At 58.3% G+C, this 17,106-nt stretch carries 15 protein-coding genes and 1 tRNA gene; 7 read left to right on the top strand and 9 right to left on the bottom strand.

From position 1 onward, the window contains the following. Nucleotides 1-249: 249 nt before the first annotated feature. Both AMR42_RS18705 and AMR42_RS18700 read right to left on the bottom strand, forming a co-directional pair. A complete protein-coding gene (locus AMR42_RS18705) occupies nt 250-477 on the bottom strand; it encodes a ferredoxin-thioredoxin reductase variable chain (protein WP_099535277.1) in 228 nt (75 codons plus the stop codon). A gap of 202 nt (nt 478-679) precedes the next feature. Next, the gene (locus AMR42_RS18700) at nt 680-2,674 is read right to left on the bottom strand and encodes a PP2C family serine/threonine-protein phosphatase (protein WP_143473182.1); all 1,995 of its coding nucleotides are present in this window, start codon (nt 2,672-2,674) and stop codon (nt 680-682) included. Between the two features lie 190 nt (nt 2,675-2,864). Between AMR42_RS18700 and AMR42_RS18695 the strand changes: the two genes are divergently transcribed. From AMR42_RS18695 to AMR42_RS18680, 3 genes are all read left to right on the top strand, one after another. Continuing rightward, nucleotides 2,865-3,308, top strand: coding sequence for an NfeD family protein (locus tag AMR42_RS18695; RefSeq protein ID WP_190354579.1), 444 nt, complete (start codon nt 2,865-2,867; stop codon nt 3,306-3,308). Further along, on the top strand, nt 3,305-4,246 hold the full coding sequence (locus AMR42_RS18690) for an SPFH domain-containing protein (RefSeq protein ID WP_099535285.1): 942 nt from the start codon (nt 3,305-3,307) through the stop codon (nt 4,244-4,246). The genes AMR42_RS18695 and AMR42_RS18690 overlap by 4 nt, the downstream gene beginning before the upstream one ends. Before the next feature lie 312 nt (nt 4,247-4,558). After that, entirely contained in the window at nt 4,559-5,491 is a 933-nt protein-coding gene (locus AMR42_RS18680; protein ID WP_099535269.1) for an N-acetylmuramoyl-L-alanine amidase, read from the top strand. 261 nt (nt 5,492-5,752) lie between these two features. Here the strand turns inward: AMR42_RS18680 and map are convergent, their stop codons facing one another. Continuing rightward, nucleotides 5,753-6,595 (bottom strand): type I methionyl aminopeptidase, encoded by an 843-nt coding sequence (map, locus tag AMR42_RS18675; protein WP_099535267.1) that lies wholly within the window; start codon nt 6,593-6,595, stop codon nt 5,753-5,755. Nucleotides 6,596-6,772: 177 nt separating this feature from the next. Further along, nucleotides 6,773-7,204, bottom strand: coding sequence for a plastocyanin/azurin family copper-binding protein (locus AMR42_RS18665; protein ID WP_099535263.1), 432 nt, complete (start codon nt 7,202-7,204; stop codon nt 6,773-6,775). 773 nt (nt 7,205-7,977) lie between these two features. Here AMR42_RS18665 and AMR42_RS18655 point away from each other — a divergent pair. Continuing rightward, on the top strand, nt 7,978-8,937 hold the full coding sequence (locus AMR42_RS18655; protein ID WP_099535259.1) for a hypothetical protein: 960 nt from the start codon (nt 7,978-7,980) through the stop codon (nt 8,935-8,937). Here AMR42_RS18655 and AMR42_RS21435 read toward each other — a convergent pair. After that, complete coding sequence (locus AMR42_RS21435) at nt 8,918-9,049, bottom strand: hypothetical protein (RefSeq protein ID WP_255407564.1); 132 nt, start codon at nt 9,047-9,049, stop codon at nt 8,918-8,920. The genes AMR42_RS18655 and AMR42_RS21435 overlap by 20 nt on opposite strands. Here AMR42_RS21435 and AMR42_RS18650 point away from each other — a divergent pair. Beyond that, on the top strand, nt 9,033-10,037 hold the full coding sequence (locus AMR42_RS18650; RefSeq protein ID WP_099535257.1) for a pentapeptide repeat-containing protein: 1,005 nt from the start codon (nt 9,033-9,035) through the stop codon (nt 10,035-10,037). The genes AMR42_RS21435 and AMR42_RS18650 overlap by 17 nt on opposite strands. Nucleotides 10,038-10,060: 23 nt before the next feature. On the opposite strand, the gene hisG is transcribed toward AMR42_RS18650, so the two are convergent. The 4 genes from hisG to AMR42_RS18630 all read right to left on the bottom strand — a co-directional run bounded on the left by hisG (nt 10,061) and on the right by AMR42_RS18630 (nt 12,005). Further along, nucleotides 10,061-10,705: an ATP phosphoribosyltransferase gene (hisG, locus tag AMR42_RS18645; RefSeq protein ID WP_099535255.1), complete on the bottom strand. Its 645-nt coding sequence runs from the start codon at nt 10,703-10,705 to the stop codon at nt 10,061-10,063. A gap of 155 nt (nt 10,706-10,860) precedes the next feature. Further along, nucleotides 10,861-11,088: a DUF1049 domain-containing protein gene (locus tag AMR42_RS18640; protein WP_099535253.1), complete on the bottom strand. Its 228-nt coding sequence runs from the start codon at nt 11,086-11,088 to the stop codon at nt 10,861-10,863. A gap of 169 nt (nt 11,089-11,257) precedes the next feature. Then, nucleotides 11,258-11,725 carry a CYTH domain-containing protein gene (locus AMR42_RS18635; RefSeq protein ID WP_099535251.1) on the bottom strand — a complete coding sequence of 156 codons (468 nt, stop codon included), beginning with the start codon at nt 11,723-11,725 and terminating at the stop codon, nt 11,258-11,260. A 207-nt stretch (nt 11,726-11,932) separates the two neighbouring features. After that, nucleotides 11,933-12,005: transfer RNA gene (locus tag AMR42_RS18630), tRNA-Ala, on the bottom strand. A 249-nt stretch (nt 12,006-12,254) separates the two neighbouring features. Here AMR42_RS18630 and AMR42_RS18620 point away from each other — a divergent pair. Both AMR42_RS18620 and AMR42_RS18615 read left to right on the top strand, forming a co-directional pair. Continuing rightward, nucleotides 12,255-13,802 carry an efflux RND transporter periplasmic adaptor subunit gene (locus AMR42_RS18620; protein WP_234407098.1) on the top strand — a complete coding sequence of 516 codons (1,548 nt, stop codon included), beginning with the start codon at nt 12,255-12,257 and terminating at the stop codon, nt 13,800-13,802. 5 nt (nt 13,803-13,807) lie between these two features. Continuing rightward, on the top strand, nt 13,808-17,104 hold the full coding sequence (locus tag AMR42_RS18615) for an efflux RND transporter permease subunit (RefSeq protein ID WP_099535247.1): 3,297 nt from the start codon (nt 13,808-13,810) through the stop codon (nt 17,102-17,104). Nucleotides 17,105-17,106: the final 2 nt, after the last annotated feature.

Genomic DNA, 17,106 nt, shown 5'->3' with positions numbered 1-17,106 from the left:
AATCGCCTGAAACCCTGATGATCTTGTTCTCCCACGTGGGGGCGGGGTCTCCTCGCCCAGTTCCCGTGATTCTTGGGTGTTCCCAGGGGTGGATGGGGTTGTAGCGATCGCCCGGGTTAGGGTTGGGAGACCCAACCCCTACGGCGATGGAAATATGGAAAAGGCGATATCCCCTAAGCTCCTTGCCCCTGATCGCGAAATGATCGGCAATTTCGAGGTGACGATCGGCTCAGGTTGCTGGTTGCGCAATTACGATTCCACGATCGTTAATTCACCATCCCGAAAATGGCCGCGAAACTTCCCTTCAAATTGCACCAGAAAAGGAAAGTTGGCGCTGACGGGGCGGCCCTGGTGCTCGGTGACGATCGCAATGATTTCCCCTTCCTTGCCTTCCAAGTTGTAGGGTTTGCCCCGATGCTCCGGGTAGTGGTAGACCTCTACGGTGGTGCTGACACGCACGCGATCGCCGACTTTCATAACCTCTGACAGCTCGCTAATAAACTTGGGTGGTTGAGCACGATCTGGAATGCCCAGAACGCAGGATTACCTACGTGGCGTTCGGTTCCAGTCGCGATTTTGGTCGTGATTCTGGATTTTCCCACACAAACCGCAGCGGAAACGGGTGATTAAGAGATCAATAACTAGCCATCAAAAAACTAGCCATCAAAAAATTCACGGGCTAAGGGCCGGGAACGGGGAGTTCTTCAGTGGTGGTGTTGGGCGCAGGCGTGCCCGGCTGTGTGGAGCGGGTGGGTGCGGAGGGCGTACGGTCGGGATCGGGTCGATCGCCCCCGGAGGGACGCAGGGTGAGGGCCAAGGCGATCGCCCCCAAAATGACCAAGGCGATCGCGCCCAGCCCTATCCACTGGGGTTTGCTCAGGCCCGGGTGCGATCGGCGGCGACGCTGGGAACGGGGAGGACGGCTGGTGGTTTGCAACAGGGCTTGGGACGCTTCGGACATTTCCGATTCCCAGGTGGCTGGAGCCAGGGCCACGGCTTCGGGGGCCGCCGTCCAGGGATCGGGAATGCCCACGTTCAGGGGACTGAGACGACAAAGCAGGGCCACAGCGGTGGTGTTGTCGCTGCCATTGGTGGCGACGGCGGCGGCCACCCAGGCCTTGAGGGTTTCGTTGAGCGATCGCGTGCCGGTCACAATTCCCAATCCATATTCCCGCCAGCTTTGTTCCACCCAACCCTGATCGCTGAACCCATCGGAACAAAGCAACAGCAGCCCATCCTCATCCACAATCCAGCGCTGAACATGGGGTTGCAGATTGTCCGCTTCCTTCGCTCCCAAGGCCTGGGCGATCGCGCTGCCATTGGGTTGGTTTAGGGCTTCGCGATAGGAACGGAAACCGGTTTCTGCTTCGCGGCCCGCCAGGTCGTCATCCACCGTCAAGGGAATGCAGCCGCCCATGGAAATCCAATAGGCTCGGCAGTCGCCCACGTGAGCAATGTAGAGATCGCGGGCAATGGTGGTTTGCTCCACGAAGGGGGGCCGCAGGGGTTGGGGCAGGGCGATCGCCAGGGCGGCGGTGGTGGCCATCCGCTGGCGGGCTTCCCGGCCTTGGCTGTCGTTTTGGGTGGCAATCAGATTGTTGGCCACCCGCAGCATGGCCCGAATCTGTTCCGTGGCGATCGGGGCTTCGATCGATTCGCCACTTGTAATCGCCTCGGAAATCAAAGCTTGGGCCTGCAATTGCAACGACTGCATGGCCATTTGGCTGGCCACTTCGCCCCGTTCGCGCCCACCCAACCCATCGCAAACAATCGCCACGCCGGGATCGATCGCCCCCACGGGCGGCAAGGGCGAAAAGGTATCGGGATAGCAGGTATCCTCGTTGTTCGATCGCTGGCGGCCCGGATCCGTCAGGCCCGCTGCGATCACCGTCAAATCGTATTGGGCTTGGGTTTCTTGGATCAGGCGATCGAGCAGGGTGGCCGCTCCGGCCGGATTCAACGCGCCTTGGCGAATTTGGGTACACCAGTCCTGAAGCCGAACCCCCAGCAGGGCATCATTTTCCGTCGAGACCTGTGGCAACCAACCGGTAAGCCAAGCAAACCACAAATCCCCCAACCGCCGAAAATTTCCTTCCCGATCGGCCTCATCGGCCATCAACTCCCGTAGCCACAAACGCCCCCCCTGAATCCGCACGTTTTGCAACGAAAGCAGGCTGGCCGTCACCCCTTCCGCTGCCAGGGCGGGCCATAGGTCTAATAGTTGCCGCAACCAGTGGAGCCGCCGCAGATTCCGGGCCCCACCCCAAGCCTCATTAATGCTCGGGTAAGGTTGCCCCTGATCGTTCAGGGGAGCGTTTTCCAGCAGGATCGTATCGGGTGACTGATCACCCATTAAGCAAAGACCATAAAACTGAGGCAAGTGGCGGGCCCAGCGATGGAGCCGCAGATAGGGCAGGGCCCGATCGGGCAGTTGGGGCGGCACATCGGGCGATCGGGCCGGTTCCGTCTCCAGCCACACGGACGGTGCTTGCACGTAATAGCGCCCGGCCACCATGCTGCCCACCGGAATCGCTGCCGCCACTTCTCCCACGGCCCACAGATAGCGATAGAGCAGCGGTGTTTGGCACTCGCTACAGCGCTCCCGCCCGATCGCATTGCGAGGTTGGGCACAACTTGGATTTACGCAGTAGATGGGCGGCTCAAGTCCGTTCATTGCTGGCAAGCACAGTAGCGGATACCGCTCGATTGTATCCCTGGAATCTTCCGGATCCCGCCGATCCACGGATCCCAATTGATGAATCACCTGGATGACTTCATTAACAGGACAGCCCAAAACCCGAAAGCTAGAATGGCCTCAGACCGGTCGGCTCTTGCCACTTCTCCCTTCTGAACAGCCGGTTCCTATGTCCTTAACCACCCTTTGGATCCTGCTCGGTGCAGGGTTGTGTTTAGCAGAACTGTTTGTGCCCACGGCCTTTGTGGCGGCGGTGATGGGAGTCAGTGCGCTGGTGGTGGCTCTGGTGTCGGTGGTGTTGCCCAGTGCGCCCCTGCAAGTGGGGCTGTGGTTGGGGTTGTCGGTGGTGATGATTCGGGCGGCCCGGCAATGGCTCGATCGCCCCGCCCCGAAGCAACATTGGGACGCGATTGAGGGGCAAACCCTCACCGCGATTGCCCCCGGCCAACCCGGCCGCGTCCTCTACGAAGGACAATCCTGGGCCGCCCGTTGCCAAGACACCAGCCAGGCGATCGCCCCGCAAACCCCTGTGTATATCGTTGGCCGCCAGGGGACAACCCTGTGGGTGCTACCGATCGAGCATTGGCCAGACAACCTAGAACCAGAGGCATAATGAGCACTTTCCTGATCCTTGCCCTCGCCCTGGGCGGCACAGCCCTCTCGGGCATCAAAATCATCAACCAGGGTGATGAAGCCTTGGTGGAGCAGTTGGGAAAATACAAAGGAAAACGCCTGGAACCGGGCATTAACTACGTGATTCCCGTGCTGGAGCGTGTGGCCTATCGGCAAACCTTGCGGGAACGGGTGATTGATATTCCGCCCCAGCAATGCATCACCAGGGACAACGTGAGCATTACGGCCGATGCCGTGGTCTATTGGCGAGTGGTGGATCTCGAGAAATCCTTTTATAAGGTTGAAAATCTGCAAATGGCCATGACGAATTTGGTGTTGACCCAGATTCGATCGGAAATGGGCAAGTTGGAACTGGATGAAACCTTCACCGCCCGGGAACGGGTTAACGAAGTTCTGCTTCAGGATCTGGACATTGCCACGGATCCTTGGGGTGTGAAGGTGACCCGGGTGGAACTACGCGACATCATTCCCTCCAAGGCCGTGCAGGAATCGATGGAGTTGCAAATGTCCGCCGAGCGGCGCAAACGGGCGGCCATTCTCACCTCGGAAGGGGAGCGGGAATCGGCGGTGAACTCCGCCCGCGGCCAAGCGGAGGCCCAAGTGCTGGAGGCGGAAGCTCGGCAAAAGGCGGCGATTTTGGCGGCGGAGGGGGAACGTCAGGCGATCGTGCTGAAGGCCCGGGCTGACCAAGAGCGGCAGGTGCTGCAAGCCCAGGCCACGGCGCAGGCCCTGAAAATTGTGGCCCAGTCACTTCAGCAAGATCCCAAGGCAGCGGAGGCCCTGCAATTTCTGATCGCCCAAAGCTATTTGGCGACGGGCCAAGCGATCGGCAGCAGCAACAGCAGCAAGGTGATGTTCATGGATCCGCGCAATATTTTGTCCACCCTCGAAAGCCTGAAGACATTGACGGGCGATTAAGCATAGGGGGCGATCGGGCGGCGGCTCCAATGCGCGATCGAGCCAATCCCTCAGCCCTTATCACTTATCAACGGTTCATCAACTTGCGCCAGTGGTCTCAGGCGCTTGGGCAATCTTCCGGCCCTGCGCTTAAATGGGGGCGGGACTTGCGGCGCTCGGCCTTGGATCGATCGGGATGGATCGGGATCGGTCAGGATCGATCGGGACTGGATGGATTCTGGGTTTGGATCTGAACTCGGATCGAGTCGATCGAGCCGTTGCGACCATTTCCCAATCAGCTTCCCCGGGACTCAGCGAGGCATTGACCCAACCATGAAGTACGGAATCGACATTGGCCACAACGCCCCTCCCGACACGGGGGCACGCGGCATCCGGTTTGAAGACGAGCTGACCATGGCCGTTGGCACGAGGGTAATCAACAAGTTGCGGGCCTTGGGGCATACGGTGGTGAATTGCTCACCGCGTAGCGCCTCCAGCGTCACCAACTCCCTTTGGCAGCGCTGTAATGTGGCAAATCTCAACCGGGTTGATGCGTTTGTGTCGATTCACTTCAACTCCTTCAACACGGTGGTGAGTGGTACGGAAGTTTTTGCGGCCAGCGCCACGGGCGAACGGTTGGCGGCTCCCGTGCTGCGCGAAATTGTGGCCCTGGGGTTCAACAGCCGTGGGGTCAAAAATGGCGCACATTTATACGTGATTCGCAACACGTCTGCGCCGGCCATCCTGGTGGAATGCTGTTTTTGCGATTCTCGTCGGGATATGGATTTGTTTGATCCCGAAAAGATGGCTAACGCGATCGTGAAGGGGTTAACGGGACAATTACCCAAGCCGGAGCCAACTCCACCCCCGGTGCAGTCCAGCGCCCAGGTTTTGGAATTGCAGCGCACCTTGAACCGGCTCCGAATTTTGGATCGCAACAACCAGCGCCTAGCCGAAGATGGTTTCATTGGCCCGTCCACCACATCGGCCACCCAACGATTGCAGGCGATTTTGGGTTTGGTGACGGATGGGGTGGCGGGCGATCGCACCTGGGTGAACATTCGGCAAATTTTGGCCAAGCCGATTTTGCGGCCCAACCAAACCTCCGGCCCCGCTGTGCGCTACTTGCAATTTCGGGTGGGCGTGGCGATCGATGGCATCTATGGCCCCGGAACTCTGGATGCGGTGCGCCGTTTCCAAACCCAAAACCGCCTGACGGTGGATGGCATTGTGGGGCCGCAGGCTTGGGCTGCCTTGATTGGCTAGCGGAATGGGCCTCAAGGCCTGAGTAATCACGATCGCCCGCTCATGCACTAGAAAACACAAAGAGGCCGATCAATTGCCCATGAATAGCAATCGATCGGCCTGGCTAAGGGCTTGGGTTTCCCAACCTTTGCTCGGTTTTTGAGCAGTCGCCGAGACTGAATCCCAGCATTCAAGCCCGAAACTTCAAAATTGCAACTTCAAGGCCGGCCCTCGATTCTGCGGCCGGCTTGGAGCCGGCCACGATTGAAACCTTTGTGGCAGCTAAACCTTGGTGCGATCGGTCAAAATCTCAAAGCCATCCTCCGTCACCAGCACCGTATGCTCCCATTGGGCTGACCAGGAGCGATCGACCGTTACGGCCGTCCACTTGTCACTCAAAATTTTGGTTTTCTTGGAACCCGCATTCAAAATCGGCTCGATCGCCAGGGTCATCCCCGCCCGCAGCCGCACATTCGGCAGCTCACGGGTTCGGAAATTAAACACCGCCGGTTCTTCGTGCAGGTTGCGCCCCACGCCGTGACCGGTGAAATCTTCCACCACCGAGTAGCCATTGGCCTTCACCACGTCCTCGATCGCCCCGGCAATGTCCAGCAGCGTTCCACCGGGCTTCACCTGATGAATTCCGGCAAACAAGGCTTCTTCCGCAACTCGTGCCAGGCGATCGGCCTCCGGAGAGACCTGCCCCACCCGCACCGTCACACAGGAATCGCCATGGAACCCGTTGAAATAGGCTCCCGTGTCCACCTTCACAAGGTCACCACTTTGGATCGTCTTTTTCGAGTTGGGAATTCCATGCACCACTTCATTATTAATGGAGGCGCAAATGGAAGCCGGGAACCCGTGATAGCCCTTGAAGCTGGGCACGGCTCCCATTTCGCGAATTCGCTTTTCCGCGTGGCGATCGAGGTCAGCCGTGGTCATGCCCGGTTCTGCCAACTCCAGAATTTCCTTCAGCACCGTTGCCACGATCGCCGAAGCCTGCCGCATGATCTCGATCTCGCGCTTCGATTTGATTTCAATACCCCGGCGATTTTTTTGAATGCGCGGGCCCGTTTGCGAGTCGGCAGGCTTGGACTTGGGCAGCAGGTCGGCAAAAACGTTCATGGTGTTAGCAGGTGGTGTTAGCGATCGAAGCGACAGTGGGGAAGGCAATGTCCCTCTAGAGCTTATCAAAAAACTTTACAAGCCTGGGGGACTCTGGCCGGGGCTGGGTAACAGCCGGGTGCTTGCCCAACCGCAAGCGGCGATCGCCCGTCAAAGCCCCGGGGAGGTCAAGGCTCCCTACTGAATCAGAATTTCGCCGGTCATGCCCGCCGCCTGGTGGCCAGGCACGGTGCAACGGAGGGTATATTTGCCCGATCGCACCGGCACAAACACCCAATCGGCCACCGTGTTAGGGCGCAATTCCAACTCATGAATCGCGCCCTTGACTTCCACGTTGCCCGCATCGACCTTCTGCGACCAAATGGCATCGGCAAAATCTTTGGCCGTGAAATAGTGTTTGGTGGGGCTGTTGTTGCTCAGGCGCAGTTTGTAGCGCTTGCCGGCCTCGAAGGTCAATTGATTGGGCACAAAGCGCAATTCTCCAGAGGTGGTTCCCAGTTCCACGGCCACTTCCACGGGGGTTTGCTGACTTAAGGCCACGGCCGGAGCGGCCCAAGCCGGTGCGCACCCAATTCCCGTCAGCCACAGCCCAGCAATCAGCAATGGCATCAGGATCGATATCAGGATCGATCGCCCGATCGCTCGTTTGGCTGTTTTGAACCCTAGTTGCGTCTTAGCAAGTAAGGTTGTCCTTGTTGACGCATGAGAATCGATCGAAAAAAATGTCAATTTCCGTAAGTTCTGAATTTTCATACTCCTAATTTCCCAATTCTCGAAAAGGTGATTCAATCAAACTGGGTTACCTCGTCATTTTCTTGATCTTTGATTAATCAACAAATCAATAACCCATTCAATGATTGAGAAACAGTCAAAAACATCTTTCAAAACAAGACAAAAAAGCCCGAAGCTCGATTTTGGTAATGAATTGGATCGATTACCCCACGGCCCTAATTGTCCTAAATCTAGTGTAGGACGGGTTGGTGGCTTCACAAATGGTGAATCACTGCACAGGAGTGCGGTTACTGACTAAAAAACAAGATTGGAAAACCACGTGCGAGATCGATATTGGTGGATCGATCTCGCCAGGGTAAGGCATACTCAAAGTGACCCTTGACCATGCCACTTCTCCCGAACAGCCGCCCTGTGCTCTGAACAGTCTGCAAGAGCACAGCGTTTGTTGTCTAATTCCTGATGTAATGGAGGAGATTTGCATGATTGGCGGTAATCGACGGACTGTTGCGCTCATTGCCCTGGATGATGCTGATGCTGCCAAAAGCGACTGGTAAGCTCCCGTTATCGCCCTGGTTCGACTGCGATCGACTCAATTTGGGTGCAGCCCGATTTCCTCTCCCTGGACTCTCGCGTTTTGACCCCTTGGCCCTATGAGCGATATTCCCTCCATCCTCCAAGACCTCGCACGGGAGTTAGAACGCGACCCAGAAATTGTTCGCATTAAAAAACTGCTGCTGTTGGCTTGTACGGGCCACTGGGAAGGCGATAACCAGAAAATTGCCCTGCTTGATACGGGGCGGTTGCTGCAACGGCTGCAATCCTTGTCGCCCACGATGAATCATCTAACGACTCGGTTAAACCGGGCAGCAGCTCACCTGAATAAGCCTCAGGTGTATGGGGTAATCGCCAGTCGCATTAGCCAGCGGTTGGGAAATCTTTGTCATGATCCGGACGGGGAAGCCACCCTCACCAGCACGGAACCGCGTTTGCCGGTGGAGTCTGGAGACGAGCGGACGGTGCTGTCTTTCCAAGGCCCCAGCCAAAGCGCAGAACCGGCGATTGTGGCTCGGGATCCATCCCAGGACACCATGACCAACCGGCCGGTGGTGAATTTGGCGGCCTACGATTGGTTTGCGGTGCGATTTGAATTATTGCGGGCCACAAACCCGTTGCGGGTGAAGATTCTCAGCTTTTTCACGCTGGATCCCCAAACCAGTTTCAATGCCTATACTTGGGCTTCTATTAAGTCGGAATTGCTCGATCGCCTGTTGTATCGGCTCTGCGAAGCTTGTCCAACCCTGGATGATTTGGAAGAACGCTTGCAAAGCACGGTGAATCGTTTCCCGGAAGTGGAAGAATATGCCCAGGCTGCGGAGTCAATGATTCGCGTGCTCGATCGAGCCATCTATTCAGCGGATCCGGAACCGAAACCCCTGGCCCAAGAATCCTTTGGTGCGACGGGACGTTTTCCGGGCTTTGAAATGTTTGGCGAGGCGGCGGAAAAAACGCAACTTAGCTCTGGCTTACCCATGGAAGCTGAGGATGAGGATGATGAGACAGAACGATCGATGTTTGCGATCGAAAATGTCTTTACTCGATCGCATCCCTAGGCACACTGAGGCTGGCCTGAGCGATCGCCCTTGGCCCAGCTCCGCGCGCGGCCTGCAAAATTCCCTGTCTTCTTTCCTGGAAGCCCAACAGACCCATGGACGCACAAGCCATCTTGCAACGCTACAAAGCAGGTGAGACCAACTTCAGTGGCCTCAACCTGAGCGGCTGCAAACTGATTCGCGCGGATCTCGTGGGTGTGAATTTCACCGGAGCCGACCTCAGCCACGCCAATTTGATTTTGTCTTACCTTAATCGGGCGGTGCTGCGAGGGGCCAACTTAACCCACATCAAACTAAGCGGGGCCAACCTCGATCGCGCCAACCTGAGCGCAGCAAACTTGCGGGATGCGGACTTGCACGGGGCCCGGCTGGAAGCGGCCGATCTGCGCAACGTGAATCTTTCCCTGTCGATTTTGACCGATGCCAACCTGGTGGAGGCGGATTTGCGCAACGCCAACCTCAGCGGCATCAATGCCCGAGGGGCCTGCCTGCGGGGGGCCAATCTGCGCGAAGAAAAGCGGGTCTATCAAGGGGCCAACCTCCGGGGAGCCGATTTGAGCTTTGCAGACCTGCAAGGGGCGGATTTGTCTGGGGCGGATCTGACCCGTGCGAATTTGACGGGGGCCAATTTGCGGGAAACCGTTCTGCGCGGGGTGAACCTGATGGAAGCCAACCTGAGCGGAGCCATTTTGTGTAATGCGGCCCTCAGTGACAGCAACTTGGAGCGGGCCACGCTACTTCAGGCAAATCTCACGAGTGTGCGGGCCGAGCGAACCATTTTCAATGAATGTAATCTCAACGGCAGTGTTTGTCAGATGGCGCTGTTTGCGGATGCTAAATTTGCCCATGCCAAGATGTTGCAGTCGGATTTTTCCTATGCACGCTTAACTCGGGCTGATTTGCGCCGGGCGGATATGACCCGATCGAACCTGTCCCAGGCGGATTTGGTGGACTCGTTCTTGACGCGCACCAATTTGCGAGATGCCAACATGACCAAGGTGCTGTTAAATCGGGCGGAAATGAGCAGTGCAAACCTCAACGGCGCAAACTTGACCAACGCCACCATGCCCGACGGCCAAATTTATTATCAAAACTACTAGAATCCCTCAACCGACGACAGGCCCTAGGCCACCTGAGCCAGGGCCGATCGCAGCGCGTCCAAATAGCCCCCCACGTTGTAAGTGTTGAGGCGGTAGCTCACCGGGTGGGCAATGAGGCGGGCTGTGCTTTCAAACAACACCTCAATTTCCACCAAGCCGTTCTCCTTGAGGGTGCGCCCCGTGGCCACCAAGTCCACGATCGCCTCAGACATGCCCGTGATCGGCCCCAATTCCACGGAGCCGTAAAGGGGCACAATCTCCACCGGTAGATCCAACGACTGGAAATATTCGCGGGCACAGCGCACAAACTTGGAGGCAATGCGGCTATGGGCCGGCAGGTCGATCGCCCGTTGATAGGGGCCATCTGCCTGGACTGCCACCGACATGCGACAGCCTCCAAAGCCCAAATCCAGCACGTTGGCAACGTTGGGCGCTTTTTCTCGCAGCACGTCGTAGCCCACGATGCCCAACTGCGCTTGGCCGCATTCCACATAAACCGGCACATCGCCATTACGCACCAGCATGGCCCGCGCCGTGCCGGTGGGGTCGGTCACTTGCAGTTGGCGGTTGCTTTTGTCGAGCAGGACGCTGAAGTCTAGGCCCGCAGCGGCTAGCAATTGCACGCTATCGGCCAGAAGGGAGCCTTTGGGAATGGCGATGGTCAGCACAGGGCGATCGGGGGGTGGGATGGGGCAAGGTTTCGCCCGCCTATTGTATAGATCTATTTCCCGCGTGGCGCATCTTTTGTTTGGGTGTTTGTGTTTGTTTGGGTGTTTATTTGGGTGTTCGTGTCCCTTGGGCTTCATTGCGGCCCAAGCTGGCGCTAACGTCGCTGACTCGATCGACCGCTGGGCAACAGGGGAAACAGACCCGCCACCACCACGCCCGCCCCAAATCCCGTTGCCAACAGGAAACCAAAGGGCATTTGCACGGTGCGAGATCCAAACCACTGCATGGAAACAAGGGTGGCGTTTTGGACGGAAATGAGGGCGATTCCGATCGTTCCTGTGGCCACAATCAGAGCGATCGCCAGATTGGCTAGTTTGCCCATTTTTTACCTGATTTTTGACATATCGTTTGGACTGAATTTGGTATTTGCCATCGGGTGATTAAACAATTGCTTTCAATTAAACAATTGCTTGAATTGCTTTCAATTAAACAATTGCTTGAGAAAACGGCTTGAAAAAACTGCCCGAAAAGCTACCAATCTGCCTTAAAAACTACCAAGTGCTGAAGGGGCGATCGGCTAAGGCAGAATTGCGATAGCGGGGATCATGAGACACTTCTTCACCAATCCAGTCTGGTAATTGCACCGGTTGATCGGGGCGATCGAGTTCAATTTCCGCCACGATGAGTCCTGCATTGCTGCCAAAAAATTCATCGATTTCCCAGCAACCTTCCGCACAGGGTAACCGATAGCGAACTTTGTCGATCGGGGGTGAAACACAGAGCGTCGCCAACATTTCCGTGGCATCAATGACGGGAATTTCGTATTCGTATTCCGATCGCGCCAGGCCATCGGTTTGGCCTTTGATGGTTAGAAATGCCCGATCGCCTGCAATGCGTGCCCGCACGGTGCGCACGGGATCCGACCACAGATAGCCCTGTTGGTAGCGCTTGCCCGGCTGGACAAGATCGCGCCAACGGTTCGATCGCACCAAAAATTTCCGCTCAATCTCGATCGCCATGGGAAGTAGCTGCTGATCAGGATATTGAGTCTGAATATTCAGTCCGGAGTGTTTAGTCTTGAATGTTCAGTTTGGAACCGGTTTGGAACCAGTTTGGAATATTCAGAACTGGGGCTTCAGATCTCCTCTAAATTTTCGAGGATCTCTTCAACCGTTTGGGTTTATTTTTAAGTTTATTGCTAGCTTGCTGTTCTTTGGGGAACGGGATGGAGCTAAGCGGATTCGAACCGCTGACCCCTTCAATGCCATTGAAGTGCTCTACCAACTGAGCTATAGCCCCGTTCAGCGAAGTTAATAATCGCCTAAAAGTTTGGATTCGTCAACCCAATCGACCAAATTTTTTTCGGCGGGATTGGGATCAGGTGCGCTAAGGTAGCACTGCTTCTGTAAAGAACCATTACGAAATTAATCCTCCCGTCGATCGCGCCAGTCCGACTAGCCAATGGCACGAGCCATCGAGTCTTTCGGGGCGATCGGCTCCGGCAGAACTGCTCCACAGCTTTAACTGCTCCCATCAACTGATCGACCCATGAATAACCTTTCAGTTCCTCCAACGGTGTCCTTTGGGTTGCCGATCGGCTTGGATCGATCGCCCCAAAGGCGGTCTCGATCGGGTCGTAATCACCGCCCTGGCCTTTTTGCAAAGCTTGGGTTTGAAACCGAGCCTGAAACGAATTCCCGCGTCAGGCTCGGTTTCATGCCCGTGACGCGGGGGCAACGACAATTTGGCCCACAGTCCACCCGGCGGCGGTGGCTCAGTGGCCTCTGTGGTTTGGCCCTGTTGGCCAGCGGTTGCCAAAACGCCATTCCCCCCAGCGATGCCCAACCGGCCCCGCCGGGAGCGGCCGATCGAGCGGGGCCGCCTTCGGTGGATGTGGCCTTGGCCAAAACCGCCACTCAGCAAACCACCCAGGACTATAGCGGCACGACTCAGCCCTTTCGAGAAGTGGCCGTGCGATCGCGGGTGGAAGGCTACGTGCTAGACATGCGATCGGACGTGGGGCAACCGGTGCGCCAAGGACAATTGTTGGCGCGGGTGGATGCACGGTTGTTGACCTCCGAGGCCGCGGAAGCCCAAGCGGAGGTTTCTGCTCGGGAGCTGGAAGTGGCCAGCAGCCAAGCCCAAATTGGCGAAGCCCAGGCCCGAGTGGGCGAAGCAGAACTGCAACTGCAACAGGCTAAATCTGATCTCGATCGCTTAGAGCGGTTGTTTCGGGAAGGGGCGATCGCGGAGCAAAGCGTGGAAAATGCCCGCACGGCCGTGGGAACTGCCGCCAAAGCCCTCCAGGCCGCCCGCCAACAGGTGAAAACCCGCCAGCAAACCGTGGCCGTAGCCCGGCGCAGGGTGGCCGCCCAACAGGCGATCGCCGATCAGGCTCGCCAACGTCAGGATTTTGCCCTGGTGCGATCGCCCCTCAGCGGTCTTGTGCTGGCCAAGCTGCTGGAACCCGGCAGCCTGGCCCAACCGGGCAGTGAAATTATCCGCATTGGTGACTTTAGCCAGCTCAAGATTCTGGTGCGCCTGTCCGATCGGGCCCTGGCGGGTGTGCGGCTGGGGCAAGGGGCCCGGGTGCGGCTGGATGCCTTGCCGGGTCAAGAATTTACCGGGCGGGTCACGGCCATCTCTCCCTTGGGCGACGCGGTGGCTCGGCAAGTGCCCGTAGAAATCACCATTCCTAACCCCGATGGGCGCTTGGGGAGTGGGCTGTTGGCCCGGGTGAGCTTTGCCCAGGCGGCCACCGCCCGAGTCACCATTCCCGAGCGGGCCTTGGCGGTGGCCGATCTGGCCGATCGCGCTCCCGGTGGGCCGGGGGGACGAGGGGGGCGTTCTGCCGGAGCTGGGCAATCCGCCGCCAACGCGCCGGATCCCACCCAAGGCACGGTATTTGTGGTGCAAGGGGAAGGAGAAGCCGTAACCGTTGCGCCAAGGGTGGTGCAGTTGGGATCCCGGTTTGATGGCCAGGTGCAGGTGCTCTCGGGCCTGCAACCGGGCGATCGCTATGTCCTGCGCAGTAGCGGCCCCCTGGCCGCGGGCGATCGGGTGCGACTGAGTGCAATTTCTGAACCCGCGAGGTAAGGCAAATGTTTGATTCGCGGCCCACGGGCTTTAGTCTCAGCGCCCTGTCGATTCGTCGTCACATTGCCACCCTGATGTTGGCAGTGGCAGCGATCGTCCTCGGGGGCTTCTTCGTCAGCACCATGCAAGTGGACTTGCTGCCCTCCATCACCTATCCCCGGATTGGTTTACGGGCCGATGCACCGGGCGTGTCACCGGAAGTGGCGATCGATGAAATTACCCGTCCGCTGGAGGAGGCCCTTTCAGCCACCGAAGGCGTGGTGCAGGTGTATTCCCAAACGCGAGAGGGCAGCATCAGTCTAGATTTATATTTCCAGCCGGGCGGCAACTTAGATCAAGCCCTGAATGATGCAACGGCGGCCTTTAACCGGGCCCGGGGCCGACTGCCGGACGCGGTGGAAAATGCGCGGCTGTTTAAATTTGACCCCTCCCAGTTACCGGTTTATGAGTTGGCGGTGACCTCCCCTGCCCAATCCCCTGCTCAGTTGCGGGTGTTTGCCGATGAGGAACTCTCGCGCGAGCTGAATGTGGTGGATGGGGTGGCCTCGGTGGATGTGTCCGGTGGGGTGGAAGAAGAGGTGCGGGTCACGCTGGATCTGCAACGGCTCCAGGCGATCGGGCTGGATCTGCAAACGGTGTTGGATGGCTTGAGCGATCGCAACCAAGATATTTCCGGTGGCCGAATCTATGCCCCCGATGGGGAACCCCTGACCCGGGCCACGGGCCGGTTTCGCAGTGCGGCTGAGTTAGCCCAATTGCCCTTTGTGGTGCGGAATGGCAACGGCAGCGCCCCCACCCAAACGGTGACCCTCAGCGACTTTGCCACGGTGGTGGATGGCACGGCGGAGCAGCGGGTGGAAGTGCGCTTGAATGGTCAGCCGTCGGTGAAGCTGAGTGTGCAAAAGCAGCCCGATGCCAACTCGATCGCCGTGGTGGCCGCCGTCAAACAGCGGCTTCAGGAACTGGCGGCCAATGGCACGATTCCGGCGGATGTGACCCTGTTGCCTACCCTAGATGAGTCGGTGTTTATTCAAAACGCTGTCTCCAACGTGATTTCCTCAGGCTTGATGGGGACAGGGTTGGCGGCCTTTGCGGTCTTTGTCTTTTTGGGATCCCTGCGCCAAACCCTGATTGTGTCAATTTCGATTCCGCTGGCCACCTTGGCGGCGGTGATTTTGATGCGGTTTTGGGGTCTGACGATCAACGTTTTCAGCTTGGGTGGTTTGGCCCTCGGTGTAGGGATTGTGGTGGACAACTCGATCGTGATGATGGAAGCGATCGTGGAAGGAACCCGCGCCAATGGCCGAGAGGTGGAGCCAGCGGAAGTGGTCGATCGGGCGATCGCCAGCAGCCAAGCGGTGGAGTCGGCCCTGTTGGCTTCCACAAGCACCAACTTGGTGGCCGTGTTGCCCTTTTTGTTCATTGGCGGGTTCATTGCCCTGCTGTTTAATGAACTGATTTTGACCATTAGCTTTGCGGTGGCGGCCTCAATTTTGGTGGCGGCCACGGTGGTTCCAGCCATGGCGGCGCGGTTGCTGGCGGTGCGTTGGTCGAGCGGTGTGGGTCGTTGGTGGCCCCTGCGGGCGTTCGATCGCTGGATGGATGGGGTGATGGTCAACTATGGCCGGCTACTGGGCGGGCTAATGCGGGTGCGGCTGTTGGTGGTGTTGGTCATTGCCACGGCCCTCACGGTCAGCAGCCTGTCCGTGATTGGTTACATTCCCCAAGAAATCCTGCCGCGCATTGCCACGGGCCAGGCGCAATTGGTGGCGATCTTTCCACCCAGCACCACCCTGGAAACCAATCGCCAGGTGATGGAACGGGTTGACCAAATCCTGCGCCAACAGCCGGAAACGGAATACGCCTTTACCACGATCGGGGGATCCCTCTTTGGCAGCAACACCAACGAAAATCCCCTGCGCAGCACCAGCACCATCACCCTGAAACCGGGGGCTGATGTGGAAGCCTATGTGGAGCGGGTGAATCGGCAACTGCAAAAGCTGAATTTGGTGGATATTCGCCTGCGGTTGCGGCCCGGGGAAGTGCGGGGCTTGATTTTGAATAACTCGCCCGTGCGGGGGGCTGAGTTGGACGTGATTTTGCAGGGGAATGATCCGGCGGCCCTGGCACGGGCCGGGCGGCAGGTGTTGACGGCCCTTGATGAGCAAGCCACGCTGGCGGCCTTCCGGCCCGATGGCGATCGCCCGCAGCCGGAGGTGCAAATTCGCCCGGATCCCACCCGCTTGGCCGATCTGGATCTGGACATCACGGACATTGGCCGGGCGATCGAAACGGCGATCCAAGGTTCCGTGCCCACCCAATTGCAGCGGGGGAACCGGTTGGTTGATGTGCGCGTGCGGCTCGATCGCGCTGCCATCAGCAACCCCTCCCAACTGCTAGACCTGCCCCTGTTTGCCGGGGCCGATCGGCTCGTGCGCTTGGGCGAAGTGGCCAGCCTTGACAGTGCCCAAGCCCCCAGCGAAATTCAGCGGATTAACCAGCGATCGGTGTTTTTGGTGGCCGGGAACCTGAATCCCGGAGCCAGCCTCAGCGATGCCCTGGCGGAAGTGGATCAAATCCTCAGCAAGCTGGAGTTGCCTGCGGGGGTGACCCGGTTGCCCAGCCCCGCCGCCGAAAGCAATCGCCAAATCCAAGGAGCCTTGCCCCTGTTGGGTGGTTTGGCGGCCTTCCTGGTGTTTGTGGTGATGGCGGTGCAATACAACTCCCTAATTGACCCGCTGGTGATCATGTTTGCGATTCCCCTGGCGGTGGCCGGCGGGATTCTCGGTCTCTATTGGACTCAAACGGCGATCGGGGCCACGGTGGTGGTGGGCGCGGTGCTGTTGGTGGGGATCGTGGTGAACAACGCCATCATCATGGTGGAGCTGGCGAACCAACTGCGCGAACAATACCAACTCACCCGCAAGGCCGCGATCGTCCAGGCCGCACCCCAGCGGCTCCGCCCGATCCTGATGACCACGATCACCACGGTTTTGGGGATGTTGCCCATGGCCCTGGGCATGGGGGCTGGCGGAGAATTTTTGCAACCCTTGGGGATTGTGGTGTTTTCGGGGTTGTCTCTGGCCACGTTGCTGACCCTGTTCTTGATCCCCTGCCTTTATGTGTTGATGCATGAGTGGGTGACTTGGCCGGCGGCTTTGCTGAACCGCCGACCCCGGGCGATCGCCCCGGTGCTGGAAGGGCCCCTGGATGGCGAGCCAGAATTGGATCCGGTGACGGTTCCGATCGAACCGTCCGAAGCCGCCACAGCCGGAGATCGGCCGCCGGACTATACCCGTTAAAC

Origin of the sequence: Limnothrix sp. PR1529, from assembly GCF_002742025.1 — a bacterium.
Lineage (GTDB): Bacteria > Cyanobacteriota > Cyanobacteriia > CACIAM-69d > CACIAM-69d > CACIAM-69d.
Note: the sequence above shows the minus strand (reverse complement) of the source record. Positions and strands in the feature narration are given on the sequence as shown.

Excerpts from the sequence above, each read along its gene's own strand:
- AMR42_RS18705 (WP_099535277.1), bottom strand. The coding sequence starts at position 477 with ATGAAAGTCGGCGATCGCGTGCGTGTCAGCACCACCGTAGAGGTCTAC.
- AMR42_RS18700 (WP_143473182.1), bottom strand. The coding sequence starts at position 2,674 with ATGAACGGACTTGAGCCGCCCATCTACTGCGTAAATCCAAGTTGTGCC.
- AMR42_RS18695 (WP_190354579.1), top strand. The coding sequence starts at position 2,865 with ATGTCCTTAACCACCCTTTGGATCCTGCTCGGTGCAGGGTTGTGTTTA.
- AMR42_RS18680 (WP_099535269.1), top strand. The coding sequence starts at position 4,559 with ATGAAGTACGGAATCGACATTGGCCACAACGCCCCTCCCGACACGGGG.
- map (WP_099535267.1), bottom strand. The coding sequence starts at position 6,595 with ATGAACGTTTTTGCCGACCTGCTGCCCAAGTCCAAGCCTGCCGACTCG.
- AMR42_RS18665 (WP_099535263.1), bottom strand. The coding sequence starts at position 7,204 with ATGCCATTGCTGATTGCTGGGCTGTGGCTGACGGGAATTGGGTGCGCA.
- AMR42_RS18655 (WP_099535259.1), top strand. The coding sequence starts at position 7,978 with ATGAGCGATATTCCCTCCATCCTCCAAGACCTCGCACGGGAGTTAGAA.
- AMR42_RS18650 (WP_099535257.1), top strand. The coding sequence starts at position 9,033 with ATGGACGCACAAGCCATCTTGCAACGCTACAAAGCAGGTGAGACCAAC.
- AMR42_RS21435 (WP_255407564.1), bottom strand. The coding sequence starts at position 9,049 with ATGGCTTGTGCGTCCATGGGTCTGTTGGGCTTCCAGGAAAGAAGACAG.
- AMR42_RS18640 (WP_099535253.1), bottom strand. The coding sequence starts at position 11,088 with ATGGGCAAACTAGCCAATCTGGCGATCGCTCTGATTGTGGCCACAGGA.
- AMR42_RS18635 (WP_099535251.1), bottom strand. The coding sequence starts at position 11,725 with ATGGCGATCGAGATTGAGCGGAAATTTTTGGTGCGATCGAACCGTTGG.
- AMR42_RS18620 (WP_234407098.1), top strand. The coding sequence starts at position 12,255 with ATGAATAACCTTTCAGTTCCTCCAACGGTGTCCTTTGGGTTGCCGATC.
- AMR42_RS18615 (WP_099535247.1), top strand. The coding sequence starts at position 13,808 with ATGTTTGATTCGCGGCCCACGGGCTTTAGTCTCAGCGCCCTGTCGATT.